The sequence below is a fragment of the Nonomuraea bangladeshensis genome (genome assembly GCF_039529455.1).
Classification (GTDB): domain Bacteria; phylum Actinomycetota; class Actinomycetes; order Streptosporangiales; family Streptosporangiaceae; genus Nonomuraea; species Nonomuraea bangladeshensis.
This window is the reverse complement of record NZ_BAAAMV010000004.1, coordinates 369,557-384,005: the sequence shown is the minus strand read 5'-3', so window position 1 is coordinate 384,005 and position 14,449 is coordinate 369,557. Positions and strand designations below refer to the sequence as shown.

17 protein-coding genes are annotated in these 14,449 nt (G+C 71.4%); 9 read left to right on the top strand and 8 right to left on the bottom strand.

All coding sequences use genetic code 11. The features are described from left to right. Positions 1-35 precede the first annotated feature (35 nt). Both ABD292_RS13620 and add read left to right on the top strand, forming a co-directional pair. Complete coding sequence (locus ABD292_RS13620; RefSeq protein ID WP_344207525.1) at positions 36-992, top strand: nucleoside hydrolase; 957 nt, start codon at positions 36-38, stop codon at positions 990-992. Then, a complete protein-coding gene (add, locus tag ABD292_RS13615; protein WP_344207524.1) occupies positions 989-1,936 on the top strand; it encodes an adenosine deaminase in 948 nt (315 codons plus the stop codon). Before ABD292_RS13620 ends, add begins: the two co-directional genes overlap by 4 nt. Here add and ABD292_RS13610 read toward each other — a convergent pair. Then, positions 1,894-2,694, bottom strand: a complete 801-nt coding sequence (locus tag ABD292_RS13610; RefSeq protein WP_344207523.1) for a transcriptional regulator — start codon at positions 2,692-2,694, stop codon at positions 1,894-1,896. The two genes, add and ABD292_RS13610, sit on opposite strands and share 43 nt — an antisense overlap. 335 nt (positions 2,695-3,029) lie before the next feature. Here ABD292_RS13610 and ABD292_RS13605 point away from each other — a divergent pair, with 335 nt between their 5' ends. Beyond that, positions 3,030-3,533 carry an RNA polymerase sigma factor gene (locus ABD292_RS13605; protein WP_344207522.1) on the top strand — a complete coding sequence of 168 codons (504 nt, stop codon included), beginning with the start codon at positions 3,030-3,032 and terminating at the stop codon, positions 3,531-3,533. Then, positions 3,530-4,528 (top strand): hypothetical protein, encoded by a 999-nt coding sequence (locus ABD292_RS13600; protein WP_344207521.1) that lies wholly within the window; start codon positions 3,530-3,532, stop codon positions 4,526-4,528. Before ABD292_RS13605 ends, ABD292_RS13600 begins: the two co-directional genes overlap by 4 nt. A gap of 7 nt (positions 4,529-4,535) precedes the next feature. Here the strand turns inward: ABD292_RS13600 and ABD292_RS13595 are convergent, their stop codons facing one another. The 3 genes from ABD292_RS13595 to ABD292_RS13585 form a co-directional block, all read right to left on the bottom strand. Next, on the bottom strand, positions 4,536-5,219 hold the full coding sequence (locus ABD292_RS13595; protein ID WP_344207520.1) for a nitroreductase: 684 nt from the start codon (positions 5,217-5,219) through the stop codon (positions 4,536-4,538). A gap of 14 nt (positions 5,220-5,233) precedes the next feature. Next, positions 5,234-5,803 carry a TetR/AcrR family transcriptional regulator gene (locus ABD292_RS13590; protein WP_344207519.1) on the bottom strand — a complete coding sequence of 190 codons (570 nt, stop codon included), beginning with the start codon at positions 5,801-5,803 and terminating at the stop codon, positions 5,234-5,236. Between the two features lie 280 nt (positions 5,804-6,083). Then, positions 6,084-6,815, bottom strand: a complete 732-nt coding sequence (locus ABD292_RS13585; RefSeq protein WP_344207518.1) for an alpha/beta fold hydrolase — start codon at positions 6,813-6,815, stop codon at positions 6,084-6,086. Between the two features lie 297 nt (positions 6,816-7,112). Between ABD292_RS13585 and ABD292_RS13580 the strand changes: the two genes are divergently transcribed. Continuing rightward, on the top strand, positions 7,113-8,573 hold the full coding sequence (locus ABD292_RS13580; RefSeq protein ID WP_344207517.1) for a sialidase family protein: 1,461 nt from the start codon (positions 7,113-7,115) through the stop codon (positions 8,571-8,573). 58 nt (positions 8,574-8,631) lie between these two features. On the opposite strand, the gene ABD292_RS13575 is transcribed toward ABD292_RS13580, so the two are convergent. The 3 genes from ABD292_RS13575 to ABD292_RS13565 form a co-directional block, all read right to left on the bottom strand. Then, entirely contained in the window at positions 8,632-8,952 is a 321-nt protein-coding gene (locus ABD292_RS13575) for a hypothetical protein (protein ID WP_344207516.1), read from the bottom strand. 98 nt (positions 8,953-9,050) lie between these two features. Then, positions 9,051-10,382: an FtsX-like permease family protein gene (locus ABD292_RS13570; RefSeq protein ID WP_344207515.1), complete on the bottom strand. Its 1,332-nt coding sequence runs from the start codon at positions 10,380-10,382 to the stop codon at positions 9,051-9,053. Then, complete coding sequence (locus tag ABD292_RS13565) at positions 10,382-11,170, bottom strand: ABC transporter ATP-binding protein (protein ID WP_344207514.1); 789 nt, start codon at positions 11,168-11,170, stop codon at positions 10,382-10,384. Before ABD292_RS13565 ends, ABD292_RS13570 begins: the two co-directional genes overlap by 1 nt. 78 nt (positions 11,171-11,248) lie before the next feature. Here ABD292_RS13565 and ABD292_RS13560 point away from each other — a divergent pair, with 78 nt between their 5' ends. The 4 genes from ABD292_RS13560 (at position 11,249) to ABD292_RS13545 (ending at position 12,857) form a co-directional block, all read left to right on the top strand. Further along, positions 11,249-11,776 (top strand): TetR/AcrR family transcriptional regulator, encoded by a 528-nt coding sequence (locus ABD292_RS13560; RefSeq protein ID WP_344207513.1) that lies wholly within the window; start codon positions 11,249-11,251, stop codon positions 11,774-11,776. 82 nt (positions 11,777-11,858) lie between these two features. Then, complete coding sequence (locus tag ABD292_RS13555) at positions 11,859-12,185, top strand: PadR family transcriptional regulator (protein ID WP_329593557.1); 327 nt, start codon at positions 11,859-11,861, stop codon at positions 12,183-12,185. Next, a complete protein-coding gene (locus ABD292_RS13550) occupies positions 12,182-12,538 on the top strand; it encodes a DUF1048 domain-containing protein (protein WP_344207512.1) in 357 nt (118 codons plus the stop codon). Before ABD292_RS13555 ends, ABD292_RS13550 begins: the two co-directional genes overlap by 4 nt. 1 nt (position 12,539) lies before the next feature. Continuing rightward, on the top strand, positions 12,540-12,857 hold the full coding sequence (locus tag ABD292_RS13545) for a DUF1048 domain-containing protein (protein WP_344207511.1): 318 nt from the start codon (positions 12,540-12,542) through the stop codon (positions 12,855-12,857). An 18-nt stretch (positions 12,858-12,875) separates the two neighbouring features. On the opposite strand, the gene ABD292_RS13540 is transcribed toward ABD292_RS13545, so the two are convergent. After that, on the bottom strand, positions 12,876-14,444 hold the full coding sequence (locus ABD292_RS13540; RefSeq protein WP_344207510.1) for a BCCT family transporter: 1,569 nt from the start codon (positions 14,442-14,444) through the stop codon (positions 12,876-12,878). Positions 14,445-14,449 lie beyond the last annotated feature (5 nt).

Genomic DNA, 14,449 nt, shown 5'->3' with positions numbered 1-14,449 from the left:
GCACAGTATTCTAAACGATTAGATGAGGTTGATTCGTGCCGGCTCTTCCCCTGGTCGTCGACACCGACACCGCCTCCGACGACGCCGTGGCCCTGTTGCTGGCCGCCGGCGAGCTGGGCGACCTGCGCGCCGTGACCACGGTCGCGGGCAACGTCCCCGTCGAGGTGGGCACCCGCAACGCGCTCATCTCGCTGGAGGTGGCCGGGCGCCCCGACATTCCCGTCCATCCCGGCTGCGAACGCCCGATGACCCGCCCGTACTCCTCCGCCCAGCAGGTGCACGGACAGGACGGGATGGGCGATCTCGGCCTGCCCGAGCCGTCCCGGGCGCCCGAGGCGGGGCACGCGGTCGACGTCCTGCTGTCCTGCCCGCTCCGGCACCCCGGCGAGCTCACCCTGGTCACCCTGGGCCCGCTCACCAACGTCGCCGCGGCGCTACTGCGCGACCGCGACCTGTTCACCCGCTACCGCCACGTGTACTGCATGGCCGGAGCCGCCGACATGCGCGGCAACATCTCCGCCACCGCCGAGTACAACGTCTGGGCCGATCCGGAGGCCGCGCGGGTGGTGCTGCAGGCGGCCACGCCGGACAGGGTGACCTGGATCGGCTGGGACGTGTCACGTACCGACGCGGTCATGACCCCGGAGGACCAGCAGCACCTGCGACGGCTCGGCACCCCCGCGGCGACCTTCGCCCACCAGGTCAACCGGACCGTCGCCGCATGGGCCCGCGACGTCACCGGCCTGCCCGGCTACGACCTGCCCGACCCCGTCGCCATGGCGGTGGCCCTGCGGCCCGACCTGATCGTGGAGCAGGAGCAGGTGTACGCCGACATCGCGCTCGGCGACGAGACGCGCGGCCAGCTGATCATCGACCGCCGCCGCACCGCCCCCGCGCCCAACGTGACGCTCGTACGCCGCGTCGACGAAGCCGGCTTCAAGCACCTGCTGTTCCACACCCTTGCCCCGACCCACCAGGAGGGCCGCCGATGAGCCCCGCACGCTACGAACTGCACTGCCACCTCGACGGGTCAGTACGGCCGGGCACGGTCGCCGACCTGGCCCGCGACCAGGGGGTACCCCTTGACGGCCCCGTCGAACGCCTGGTCACCGCCCCCGCCGACTGCGGCAGCCTGACCCGCTACCTGCCCTACATCGACCTGCCGCTCCAGGTGCTGCAGACCCCCGACGCGCTGCACCGCGCGGCCAGGGAACTGGTCGAGGACTGGCACGCCGACGGCGTCGTCTACGGCGAGGTCCGTTTCGCCCCGCAGTTGCACACCCGCCGCGACATGAGCCGGGACGAGGCCGTCCAGGCGGTCGCGGCAGGGCTGGCGGCCGGACGGCAAGCCACGGGCGTCCGTACCGGGCTGCTGCTGTGCTGCCTGCGGCACCAGACGCCCGAGGAGAGCCTCGCCGTCGCCGAGACGGCGTTGCGGCACCGTGACGAGGTGGCCGGGCTCGACCTCGCCGGCGACGAGCGCCTGTACGGCGCGGCGGCGCACCGCCCCGCCTTCGACCTCGCCCACCAGGCCGGGCTTCCGGTCACCGTCCACGCGGGCGAGGCGGCCGGCCCCGGCAGCGTGTGGGAGGCGATCGACGTGCTCGGCGCCCGCAGGATCGGCCACGGCGTCCGGTCCCCGGACGACCAGGCGCTGCTCGAACGGCTCCGCCGCGACGGCATCGCCCTGGAGATGTGCCCGACCAGCAACGTCCAGACGGGCGCGGTCGCCACCTGGGCGGAGCACCCCGCCGCCCGGCTCATGGACCAGGGCCTGAAGGTCACCATCAGCACCGACGCGCGCACCACCTCGGCGACCACGCTGCGTCAGGAGTTCGAGCGCCTGCGCGAGGCGGCCGGCTGGAGGAGCGAACAGGACGAGCTCGCCCAGGCTCACGCGGCCGGCGCGGCCTTCGATGGCGCGGGCGGTCCCTGACGCGACCCGCCGTCGGGCTCGGCGACGGTGACGAGGTCCTCCAGAGCGGCCACGTGGCAGGCGAAGCTGTGCCGCCCCCATGGCGTCAGCTGGACGTAGGTATGGCTGTGGTGCAGCCCTTGACGCTCGTGCACGCGGACGTACCCGGCCTGGACCAGGAAGGAGAGCTCCCGCCGCAGCCCCGCGTCGTCGACGCCCACCAGGTCCCGCAGGAAGCCGGCCTCCACGCCGGTGGCGGCCGTCAGCGACGCCAGGATCGGCAGCCGGGCCGGGGCGTGCAGGATCTCGTCGAAGAACGCGTTCGCCGGCCGCGCCCGCAGCTCCCGGTGACAGCGCCGCCGGCGGGCCCGGCGGATCGCGGGGTAGGCCGCGAGGCCGGCGACGATGGTCGCCAGGGCGGCGACGGTGGCGGGGAACGGCAGGCCGAGCGCCACGGTGATGACCCGGAAGGCGACGAAGCCCCCGAGGACCCCCGCCACCCAGCTCAGGGCGAGCACGAGGTCGGCGCGGGTGACGTCCCGCTGGACGGGCGGCGTGACCACGAGGGCCGGCGTCACCGCGAACACGACGCACGCGGCCGTACGGGCGGCGATGCCCCAGCCGCCCTGAAGATCGAACGACGTGAACAGCAGGAGGACCGCCGCCATCCCGGGGAGAAGGTGACGAGGGGTGAAGCTGTGGCGGAGATGGCCGTCGACGATCGCGCCCTGCAGCCGGCGGATGTCGTGGAGTGCGGATCGGGCGTCATCGGGGCTCATGACCGGTCCTCGCGGAGTGAGACGAGGGACGGCGGGCGTCCCACGGCTTCGTCATTATAGAGCACTCGCTCCGCAATGCTGGGAGTCGCGGTCGCCCGCTCCAGGACCGTGGCCGGCTCGCCGTGGTCTCCCCGGACCACCCGCTCACCGCAGAGGCCACGGTCGACCTCCCGGCGAAGAACGCAGGCCGGGCCCAGCCCGATCTGGCCTGCTCCCGCGCGTACGTCGCGGACCTTGCCGATCTGATCACGTACCATCGGTGCCCGGACGCCGGCCTCTGCGACAACTACTCAAAATTCCTCGGAAGAACCGCACGCCTGCGGGCAATCATGGGTGTGATCACTGCTCCCGACATCTTCGAGGCCGTCTTCGAAGCCCATTACGAGGAGATCCGGCGCTACATCGGGCGGAGGTCCGGCCCCGAGGTGGCCGAGGATCTCGCCGCGGAGACGTTCCTCGTCGCCTTCAGACAACGTGAACGCTTCGACCCGGCCGTGGGCGGCATCAGGCCGTGGCTGTACGGCATCGCGACCAACCTCATCGGCCGCCACCGGCGCGCCGAGGTGCGGAGATACCGTGCCATGGCCAGGACGGGGCCGCCACCTGACGACGAAGGACACGACCAGCGGATCGTGGACAGGCTCAGCGCGAGCGTGACGGTCGGCCGTCTGGCCGGGGCGCTGGCGCGGCTGTCCAAGGGGGAGCGCGACGTGGTGCTCCTCATCGCGTACGGCGGGCTGAGCTACGACGAGGTGGCGGCGGCGCTCAGGATCGCCCCGGGGACGGTCGCGTCCCGGTTGAACAGGGCCAGGACCAAGCTGCATGAGGTGTTGGGATGAACGAGTTCCAGATCATCGACTCGGTGATGCCCGATCTGCCGCCCTCGTCGGCCGACCAGTTGGCGGCGGCGCGGGAGCGGGTGTTCGCAGGTCCAACGACACCCCCTGTACGGGCGGGCAGGAGGTCGTGGACGGGGACGGCGCTCGTCGCGGCGGCCGTCGCGCTCGTGGTCGGCGCGGTGGTGGTCCTCGTACCCCGACCTGCGGCGGAGCCGGCCGCCGTCACGCCCATGCAGAAACTGCAAGCCGCGGCCGCCGAGCTGGCGGCGACGCCGGAGGCGAAGGGCCGCTACTGGCGGCGAGACACCGAGCAGGTCCAGCGGACGAAGAACGGCGACGGCTACGAGGTCGAGGAACGGGCCAGGGAGGTCCTCGCCTTCGGTCCCGACCGCGAGGTCTACGGCTGGCACGAGCCGATCTCGTCGAAGCCGTACACGGCCGAGGGCCTGAAAACGTGGCGGCAGGACGGCTCCCCCAAGCTGTGCCCGGCGCGGGGGTGCGACAAGAACATGCCCGCGTACTCCTCCAAGGACCTGGACGTGGGACTGGAGCTCGCCGATGGGCTGAAGCCCCCACTGAAGGAACTACGGAACCTCCCCAAGGAGCCGGCGGCGCTCAGGGCGCGGCTGCTGGAAAGCTACAACCCCCGGGTGACCGAAGCCGGGCGCGAGCCATGGCTCCAGGGGGCCGCCGCGCGGCTCATCAGCTCTCCGGCGACGCCCGGCACCAGGGCTGCCGCCTACCTTCTCCTGGCGAACGCGCCAGGCATCAAGGTCGTGGACGCCGTTCCCGGAACGTTCGGGCTCGACGGGCTTGCCCTCCAATCCAAGGAGGGGCAGATCGTGATCGACCGCAGGACCGGCCAGTTGCTCGGCAGACAATGGCTGACTCCCGGCGGCGTCGCCTGGAGGGCCGAGCTCGTCAGGAAGGCGGGCTGGAGTGACGTACGACCGGTGCCGCCTGCCAAGTGCGTCCGCTGTACGACCCGGCTCTAGGACCCGCTCACTGGTGGAAGCGGGTGGTCTCTTCGAGGGCGGCGCGGCCGGTCAGTACGGCGCTGCCCGGCGCGTCGGGGTTCTGATAGCCGAAGGAGACGCCGAAGAGCAGCTTGCGGTCACGCACCCCGAGGTGATCGCGCACGGTGTCGGCGTAGAAGCTGAGCAGTCCCTGGGGGCAGCTCGCGATGCCGTAGGCCGCGAGGGCGAGCAGCAGGGTCTGGCCGTACATGCCCAGGTCGGCCGCCATCCGGGCCTCGGCGTTCGACGGCAGGAAGAGCAGGGCGACGTGCGGAGCGCCGTAGAAGCGGAGGCTGTCGGTCTGGTAGGCGTCACGGGCCGCGTGGTCGTCGCGTGCGATGCCGAGAGCGCTGTACATCGTCGCGCCGAAGGCGCGGCGCCGGTCCGCGTGGACGCCGGTGTAGAGGTCGGCGCTGTAGGGGAAGTCGGTGGACAGCGCGCCGCGGGCGTGGGCCGCCAGCAGCGCCTCGCTGAGCGCGTCGCGGGCGGCGCCGCTCACGACCTCGATGCTCCACGGCTGGGTGTTGGTGTTGGACGGTGCCGCGCCGGCCAGCGAGAACACGGCGCGCAGCACGTCGTCGGGCACGGGGTCGGGGCGGAACGCGCGGACCGAGCGCCGGTCCCGGATCAGCCGTTCGGCGTATTCGGGCAGCAGAACATCGGTGGACATCGCTCTCCTTCTGGTCAGTGCGACAGGAACGAGTCGAGCAGCCTGTCGACGGCGGTCACCAGGCCGGTGGCCGAGCGGTCGGGGTCGAAGATCTGGCTGGTGATGTGGGCGCCGTCGACCAGCATCTGGATGAGGTAGGCGACCTGCCCGGGATCGGTCACCGGCAGCGGCTCGACGAGCTCGGTGAAGAGTTCGAGGTAGTGGTGCTTCTGTTCCTGGGCCGCCACGCGCACCGGATGCGTCCGGTCGGGGAACTCCACGACGACGTTCGCCAGCGGGCACCCGCGATGTCCGGGCGCCGTGATGGCCTCGGCGATCCCCGCGACCACGCGGCGCAGTTGCGCGCGCGGGTCGTCGGGGCAGGCCGCGCGGACCGCCTCGATGACCTCGCGCGGCGAGATGCCCCGTTCCCGCAGGTACGCCACCGCCAGCTCGTCCTTCGACCCGAAGGCCCGGTAGATGCTCGGCTTGCCCACCCCTGACCGCTCGGCGATCTCCGCGACGCCGGTGCTGCGGACGCCCTCCTGGTAGAAGATCTCGCGGGCGGCGTCCCAGACGCGTTCCCCCGCCGGTGTCAGGCCCATCCCGGCCACTCCTTCGCTGCGTACCGATCGGTACGAGCACCGTACCGATCGGTACACCTCTCCGTCAACAGACGCCGGATCGGCGGAGACGAGAGGGAGGGCCTGGTTTCGCCGTTCACGTCATCGAAGGCTCAGCGGGCTTGGTGGCACTCAGGACGCCGAACATCAATCCCACTCGACCTCGGTGAGCGGTGACAGGAGAAGTGGCGGAATCCCGTGCAGCCCGCTCCAGTCGGGAGGCGAGCTGCGGGCCGTCCACCTTCGGCCTCCTCCAAGGTGTTCACATTCTGTCGGCCAGGAGCTGGGCGAACAGGTCCGGGCGCTGCAGGGGTATGCCGTGGCCGCATCGCGGTACGGAGATCATCTCGCTGCCCGGGAGGGAGTGGTGGATGGTGCGTGCGGAGGTGTGCATCAGCTTCCGCTCACGCTCGCCCACCATCACCAGTGCCGGGTTCTTGAAGTCGGCCCAGCCGGCGGGGAGGGTGAAGCGGATGTTCTCGCCGACGCCCGCGAGAAGAGTCTCACGGCTTGTACGAGCGCTGTCGCGGACGTAGTCGGCCAGGAGCTCGTCCGGGATGAACAGCTGCTTCGCCTGGAGCTTCGCGAACCACCGCTGTCGTGCGAGCGGTGCGGTCGCGGCGAGGAGCCCGAGGGTCGCCTGCGGGAACCGGAGAGGCCGCGCCTGCGCGCTCACGACGACGGCGCTGGTGACGAGATCGGGCCGGGTTGCGGCGAGGAGGATCGTGAGCTGCGCGCCCAACGAGAACCCGGCGACCGTCGCGCCGTGCGGCGCGCGTTCCTCCAGGACCCTCGCCAGGGCTTGGACGGTCACCTCGTGTGATCGATACGGCTCCGCCGCGCTGCTGCCGTGGCCGGGGAGATCGGGGATGATCACGCGGGCTTTCGTTCCGAGCCGTTCCAGCGCCGGACGCCACATCCATCCCGCGACGCCGCCACCGTGCAGCAGCAGGAGGGGAGGAGCGTGTGCGTTTCCGGCTTCACGGACATACATGCACCTCATCCTCCCACCGCCGACGAAGCCGGACGGGTGCCGCTCGTCTCAGCGACTGGAGCGATCGAGCCGGGGGAGTGACGCTGCGCAAGAACGGCACGGTCACGGATACGCATGGCCTGACCACGCTCCGGGCTCACTAGTTGAGAACGTTGTCGATGGCGCAACGGCCGGAACGCGCAGGTCACAGGGCTTCGCCAGGCCTTTAAGGTCAATGTCCAGACATAGGTGATCTTGTCGTTGTAATGTCCTCTGCGGCATTTCCCACGACCGCCGACGAAATCGAGGAACAAGCACGTGATCCGACGCCCCAAGGCATGGTTGACCGCAACGGCCGTCCTCCTCACCACCGTCATCGCGCAGCCCGCCGCCGCCGATGACGCGAGCAGCCAGGCGGCCGTCGTGCGGCCGGTTTCCGGCGTCAGCCCGCTGCCCGCCGACTGCGGCGGGCCCCCGGCCGACGGCTACGTCCTCAACCCGAACACCGAGGTCCTGCCGTCGCTCGCGGTGGACCCGAAGCGACCGCAGCGCCTGGTCACGGTGTTCCAGCAGGACCGCTGGAACCGCTACGGCAGCAACGGCGCGCTCGCCGCGGTGTCGGAGGACCGCGGCCTGACCTGGAAGACCTCCACGAACCTGCCCGCCTTCTCCCGCTGCAACGGCGGCACGCCCGCCAACGGCGGCGACTACGACGTCACGACGGACCACTGGGTCACGGTCACCCCGTCCGGCGCGGCGATCGCCGCGTCGTTGTCGATGTCACGCGCCGGCGACGTGACGGCCATCCTGGTGTCCCGGTCCGCCGACGGCGGCCGCACCTGGGGCGCGCCGGTCACGCTGCAGCGCGACGACAACGTGCGCTTCTTCAACGACCGCCCGTCAGTGACCGCCGACCCCTACCGGCCCGGCGTCGTGTACGCGGTGTGGGACCGCATCGACGACCAGTCGACCGACACGGCGCCGAACTGGGTCCAGCCGGTCTACCTGGCCAAGTCGACCGACGACGGGCGTACGTGGACCACGAGCAAGGTGTTCGACGTGCCGGCCAACAGCGGCGTCATCGGCACCCAGCTGGTCGCGCTCCCGGACGGCACGCTGCTGATCGGCATGCACCACGAGACCACCGACGAGGGCTTCACCCAGGTCATCCGCTCCACCGACGGGGGCCGGACCTGGTCGGCGCCGACCCTGAACGTCCCGGCCCCGATGGCGGTCGGCCCCCGCATCCCCGACCCGGACAACTCGGGCGATCCCATCCGTAACGCGGCCCTGCCGCTGCTGGCCGCCCAGCCGGGTACCCGGACGGTCCACCTCGTCTGGCCGAGCCAGGCCGCCGACGGCACCTTCCACGTGGCCTACGCGCGATCGGCGGACGGCGGGCAGACGTGGTCCAGCCCGGTGCGGGTGGACAGGACGCCCACGGGTTCGGCCGCCGTACCGGCTGTGGCCGTGTCCAGGACGGGCACCGTGGCGGTCACGTACTACGACTTCCGCAACAACACGCCCGACGCCGGCCTGCCCACCGACGTGTGGGCCGTGACCTGCGCGAGCAACTGCACGCGGGGCGGCTCGTGGCGTGAGCAGCACCTCGAGGGCCCGTTCGACGCGCGCAAGGTCCCGCTGACCAGCGTGGGACGCCTGCTCGGCGACTACACGGGCCTGGTCTCGACCGGCGACGGCTTCACCGCCGTGTACGGCGTGACCACCGGCGACGCCGCCAACCCGGTGGACCTGCACAGCGCGGTCTTCTCCCGCTGAGCGACGCCGCCCGCCCGGCGACGGGGTTCCGGTCACCCGCCGGAACCCCGCGCCCGGCCTACGGGAACTGCGTCCAGGCCTTGACGACGTGACAGCCCTGGGAGTCGCCGGAGACCGTGGAGGCAGGTCCCGACTGGCCGGAGGCCTTGGTGACCCAGGGGCCGACCACCGTCCTCGTGTAGGGGTAGTGCGCCGAGTTGCACGTAGCGGCCACCCGGTAGCTGCCGAAGCCGCTCGCGCAGAACGCCCCCGCCACGTTCGTCGTCGTGTTCACCGAGCTGAAGCAGTTCCAGACTTCGGCGTGCGCGGGGGCGGCGAGTCCGGCGAGGACCATCGCGCCGCCCGCCGCCGCGGCCAGCATCTGTGCGAACCTTCGCATCGCGTCTCCTTCGCGTCCTTCTCCAGGGCTGACGCGCTTCATCCTTCAGCGGCCGCGGGTCCCGGCCCAGGGCGCGGGGAGGACATCTGCCGGGCGTTTCAGGGTGACGCCGTACGGATGACGCGGCTCCCGACGAGGGACGAGACGCCGAGGGTGACGCCCGTCCCGATCAGGATCGTGAGCGCGTACGGGAGGGGCGCGGCCGCCGCCAGCGGGTTGCCCGTCTTGACGAGGGCGAAGGGGAGGACGCTGAGAAAGGCGCCCCCGCTGCCGGCGGCGACGCTGACGGCGGTGGCCGCGGCCATCTCCCCGACCAGCATGCGGTGGGTCTGGGCGCGGGTCGAGCCGATGAGGGACATGACCGCGAACTCGGCACGCCGCCGGGTGATGGACGCGACGAGGTTGTTGGTGAGGGCGATGCCCATGAACGCCGCGATCAGGGCGACGACGAAGTAGTTGATCGAGGCGAGGACCTGGCCCGTGCCGTCCGTCGTGCCGGCCGAATTCTCGATGCCCTGCATGCTGAGCGTGCCCGCGGCGACGCCGACGAAGAGGGTGAGGAAGGTGACGGCCGGGCGTACCCGGTCGGGGGCGGCGGAGAGGTTGATCGCGGCCAGATGGGAGGAGGCGGCGCCGTCCGCCCCGCGGAAGGCTCTGAGCGTGGCGTTCGCCGCGGCGACCAGCTCGGGCGCGAGGACGCACAGGCCGACGGCGACGAGCACGCAGCCAGGCCCGGTCATCGCCGTCGTACGGACGTCGGCCGGGTCCATGCCGAGCACCGCGGCCGAGGAGCCGAGACCGGCGACGATCGTGCTGACGGCGGCGAGGCGGCGGCGGCCACCTGGGCGCCGTCCCGTACGGCGGCGCGGGGGCGGGGCCGCGTCGGCGACGGGGCTGCGGCGGGCGAGGGCGCGGCTGCCGATCCAGGCGGCGAGCACGCTCGCGGCCAGCACGACGAGCACGCCGAGTACGGGCAGGAGCACCCCGGGCGCGTAGACCGAGGCCGGGTCGGTGAGCCCGGCCGAGCGGATGCCGCGCATGACGGCCCAGCCGACGAGGTGGCCGCCGGCCAGGCCGGGCAGGGCCGCGACGGCCGAGACGGCCGCCGTCTCGATGACGAGCAGGCGCTGGACCTGGTGCGGGCTCGCGCCGATGAGACGGAGGCCGGCGATCTCCCCGGCCCGCCCGCCGAGCGCCACGCTGATCGTCGAGACCATCGCGAACAGGACGATCGCGATGACCCAGCCCCCCATGATGAGCGGGAACTGCACCAGGAAGGCACGGTCGGCGGCGGCCGTGCCGGCGGCCAGCCCCGTGCCCAGCAGGCTCGTCATGGCCGTGACCAGGATCATGCCGACGAGCGCCACGAGACCGGTGGCGACCGCGCCGGCGCGGTGATGCGCGAAGGAGCGGATGGCGAGCTTGAGCATCAGTTCACCGCCGCCTCGTTCGCGGCCTGCTCCGCCGACTCGACCAGGACGGCCATCCGACCGGCGACCTGCTGGGCGCTCGGACGCGGGAGGTGGTCCACGATCCGCCCGTCGGCGAGGAAGAGGACGACGTCGGAGTAGGAGGCGGCGACCGGGTCGTGCGTGACCATGATGATCGTCTGGCCGTGGTCCGCCAGCTCGCGCATGAGGCGGAGCACCTCCCTGGCGCTGCGGATGTCGAGGGCGCCGGTCGGCTCGTCGGCGAAGACGATGTCCGGCTCGCTGATCAGCGCCCGGGCGACCGCGACGCGCTGCTTCTGGCCGCCGGAGAGCTGGTGGGGACGGTGACCGCCCCGGTTGCCGAGCCCGACGCGGGTGAGCAGCCCGTTCGTGCGGGCCGGATCGGTCCTGCGGGCGTCGAGGCGCAGCGGGAGCTCGACGTTGTCGACGGCCGACAGCGCGGGCAGCAGGTTGAACGACTGGAAGACGAACCCGACGCGGCGCCGGCGCAGCCGGGCGAGCTGGGTCTGGTCGAGCCCGCTCAGGTCCTGCCCGTCGAGCTCGACGGCGCCCGAGGTCGGCCGCTGCAGCCCGGCGGCGCAGTGCAGGAGGGTGGTCTTGCCGGAGCCCGAGGGCCCCATGATCGCGATGAAGGACGACCTGGGGACGTCGAGGTCGATGCCGCGCAGCGCGTGCACGGGCCCGGCCTCGCCCGGATATTCGCAGCGCAGGGCGCGGATGCGGAGCACGGGCGGGGCGAGGGTGGCCGGGGTGGAGTACGGGGTCATGCGGTTCTCTCCCGAGGATGTGAACGATCAGCTTAAATGAATGTTTCAAACGAACGTTTATTTGATACGGTAGGGGATGTGAGTGCGAAGGACAAGCTGCTGACGGCGGCCCGCGACTGTCTGCTGACGAAGGGGTACGCGCACACGACCGTGCGCGACCTGGTCGCGGCGTCGGGGGCGAACCAGGCGTCGATCAACTACCACTTCGGGTCCAAGGAGCAGTTGCTCACCCGGGCCCTGCGCGATCTCAACGCGGAGTGGGGCGAGCTGCTGTTCGCGGTGCTCGCGGAGCCCGGGGGCGAGGAGGCCCTGTGGGGCCGGATCATCGAGTCGATCCAGGCCAACCGGTCGCTCTGGTTCGTGAACTTCGAGTCCGTCGCGTCGGCGCGGCAGGACGAGGAGATCCGCGCCATGATCGCCGGCGGCCAGGAGCTGGCCCGGGCGTCGCTGGCGCGGGCGTTCGCGGGGCTCGGGCCGGAGAGCGATCCGGCGCGGGTCCAGGCGGTCGGGTCGCACTACTATGCCCTGCTGGTGGGGCTCGCCGCGCAGTGGATCACCGATCCCGAGCGTGCGCCGTCGGCGGCGCAGTTCGTCTCCCGAAGCTAGCGAGCCGCTGGCACACTACTCTGTGGCACTGTATAGTGGTACTCGGTGCTACTGAGTACCTGGAGATCGAAGAGGGTGTGCGATGGACGGCCTGACGGAGATGCTGAAAGGCACGCTCGAAGGCTGCGTGCTCGAGATCATCGGCAGCGAGGAGACCTACGGCTACGCCATCACGCGCCGGCTGAACGAACTCGGCTTCGCCGACGTCGTCGAAGGGACCGTCTACACCATCCTGCTGCGGCTGGAGAAGAACGGGCTCGTCCAGGTGACGAAACGACCGTCCGGGGTGGGCCCGCCGCGCAAGTTCTACGCGCTCAACGACGCGGGACGCGCGGAGCTCGCGACCTTCTGGGCGAAATGGGAGTACATCACATCACGGCTCGACAAGCTCAAGGAGGGCGGGAGATGAACTTCTGGGACACCATCACCGGCAACGACATCACCAGGGACTGGAAGGCGCTCGAAGTCCGGGCCGCGGCGTTGCCGGCCGACCACCGGGCGGCGTGGGAAGAGATCAAGGGACATGTCTCCCTCTACTCGGACTTCACCGGCCGCAACCTGATGCCGATTCTCGACGGTGCTCTGGCGCTGCTCGAAGAGACGGCGGCCGACGGGCAGAGCATTCACGAGGTGCTGGGTGACGACATCGCGGGCTTCTGCGCGGCGCTGGCCGGCGGAAGAGGGGCCCGGAACTATCGCGACCGGTGGCGCGAGCAGTTGAACAGGAACGTGGCGAGGAAACTGGGCCGGCTGGGAGGCTGACGTGAGCATCCGGGACATCATCGAGGGCAAGAAACAGTGGCGGGCGCACGTGGCGCGCGTCAAGGCGCTCCCGCCGGACTACCAGGTCGTCTACAAGGAGATGCAGAGGTACTACTTCAAGGTCGGACCGGTCGATCTGGTCGGCGGGTCCCTGCTCTCGGGGATCGTCGACTTCTTCGAGGAGGGCGTCGCGGACGGCAAGGGAGTCCTGGAGCTCATCGGCGACGACGTCGCCGCCTTCGCCGACGACCTGATCAAGGACTCGCGCACCTACGCGGACATCTACCAGGAGTCCATCAGCGGCAAGGCCGGGAAGTGACGGCGGCCCGCCGCCGCCTCACTTCCCGTCGTCCTCGCCGCTGACCCGGCGGAGGGCGTCCGGCAACCCGCGCGGGTGCGGGTGGCGCAGCGGCCCCGCGCCCGGATCCTCACGCAGCTCCTTCACCAGCGCCGCGCAGAGCAGGAGCATGACGAGCACGAACGGCAGCGCGACCAGGATCGTGGCCTGCTGCAACGCCTCCAGCCCGCCTGCCAGCAGCAGCACCAGCGCGATCGCCCCGACCAGCACCCCCCACATCACCACCAGGGGCCGGGGCGGGTGGAGCGAGCCCCGGCTGGAGAGCGAGCCGAGCACCAGGGAGGCCGAGTCCGCGCTGGTGACGAAGTAGAGCGCGATCAGGAGCGCGGTGATAGCGGTGGCGAGCGTGGCGAGCGGCAGCTGGCCGAGGAGCGCGAACATCGCCGCCTCCGCCCCTTCCGCGATCTTGCCGGTGAAGTCGGCCGCGCCCGACAGCTGCATCCGTACGGCGCTCCCGCCGCTGATCGAGAACCAGAGCACGCTGGCGCCGGAGGGGATGAGCAGCACGCCGACGACGAACTCGCGGATCGTCCGGCCCCGGGAGACCCGGGCGATGAAGGCGCCCACGAACGGCGCCCAGGACATCCACCACGCCCAGTAGAAGATCGTCCACGTGCCGAGCCAGTTCTTGTCGACGAACGCCCCCGTCCGCGACGCCATCGCGAGCAGGTCGTTCAGGTAGCCGCCGAGCGAGGCGGGGATCAGGTCGAGCACCGCCACGGTCGGGCCGAAGACGAAGATGAACAGGGCCAGCAGGGCGGCCAGATAGACGTTGAGCGTGCTGAGGACGCGCACGCCGCGATGCACCCCGCTGGCCGCCGAGACGACGAACCCGGCCGTCAGGACGACGATGACGATCACCTCCAGCCGCCGCCCGCCGAGCCCGAACAGCTCGTTGACGCCGTACCTCACCTGGAGCGTCCCCAGCCCCAGGCTGGTCGCGGTGCCGAAGACCGTGGCCAGGACGGCCAGCAGATCCAGCATGCGCCCCACCACCGGCCTGGGCCGGCCCCCGAACAGCGGGGTGAACGCCTCGCTGAACCGGTTGCCCCGCCCCTTGCGGAAGGTGGAGTAGGCCAGGGCCATGCCGGTGATCGCGTAGATCGCCCAGGGGTGCAGGGTCCAGTGGAACAGGGAGTACTCCATCGCGGTGCGCGCGGCCTGGGGCGAGCCCCCCACGAGACCCAGGTCGGGCGGCGGGCTGAGCAGGTGGGTCAGCGGTTCGGCGACGCCGTAGAACATCAGCCCGATGCCCATCCCGGAGCTGAACATCATCGCGGTCCAGGAGAGATTGGTGAACTCCGGTACGTCGTCGTCCGCGCCGAGCCGGATCCTGCCGTACCGGCTGAGCGCGAGCACGACGGCCAGCACCAGGAAGAAGTCGGCGGCCACGACGAACAGCCAGCCGAGGTTGCCCAGCACCCACCCGAGCGCGGCGCTGCCGGTCGTGGCCAGCGACTCGGTGAAGATCGCGCCCCACAGCATCACCGCCACCAGCAGCCCCACGGCGACGGCCAGCAGGGGGAGGTCGGGTCGGGTCGGGCGCATCGTGC

Bases quoted from the DNA above. Each gene is read 5' to 3' on its own strand.
- add (WP_344207524.1), top strand. From the start codon at position 989: ATGAGCCCCGCACGCTACGAACTGCACTGCCACCTCGACGGGTCAGTA.
- ABD292_RS13610 (WP_344207523.1), bottom strand. From the start codon at position 2,694: ATGAGCCCCGATGACGCCCGATCCGCACTCCACGACATCCGCCGGCTG.
- ABD292_RS13600 (WP_344207521.1), top strand. From the start codon at position 3,530: ATGAACGAGTTCCAGATCATCGACTCGGTGATGCCCGATCTGCCGCCC.
- ABD292_RS13595 (WP_344207520.1), bottom strand. From the start codon at position 5,219: ATGTCCACCGATGTTCTGCTGCCCGAATACGCCGAACGGCTGATCCGG.
- ABD292_RS13590 (WP_344207519.1), bottom strand. From the start codon at position 5,803: ATGGGCCTGACACCGGCGGGGGAACGCGTCTGGGACGCCGCCCGCGAG.
- ABD292_RS13585 (WP_344207518.1), bottom strand. From the start codon at position 6,815: ATGTATGTCCGTGAAGCCGGAAACGCACACGCTCCTCCCCTCCTGCTG.
- ABD292_RS13575 (WP_344207516.1), bottom strand. From the start codon at position 8,952: ATGCGAAGGTTCGCACAGATGCTGGCCGCGGCGGCGGGCGGCGCGATG.
- ABD292_RS13570 (WP_344207515.1), bottom strand. From the start codon at position 10,382: ATGCTCAAGCTCGCCATCCGCTCCTTCGCGCATCACCGCGCCGGCGCG.
- ABD292_RS13565 (WP_344207514.1), bottom strand. From the start codon at position 11,170: ATGACCCCGTACTCCACCCCGGCCACCCTCGCCCCGCCCGTGCTCCGC.
- ABD292_RS13555 (WP_329593557.1), top strand. From the start codon at position 11,859: ATGGACGGCCTGACGGAGATGCTGAAAGGCACGCTCGAAGGCTGCGTG.
- ABD292_RS13550 (WP_344207512.1), top strand. From the start codon at position 12,182: ATGAACTTCTGGGACACCATCACCGGCAACGACATCACCAGGGACTGG.
- ABD292_RS13540 (WP_344207510.1), bottom strand. From the start codon at position 14,444: ATGCGCCCGACCCGACCCGACCTCCCCCTGCTGGCCGTCGCCGTGGGG.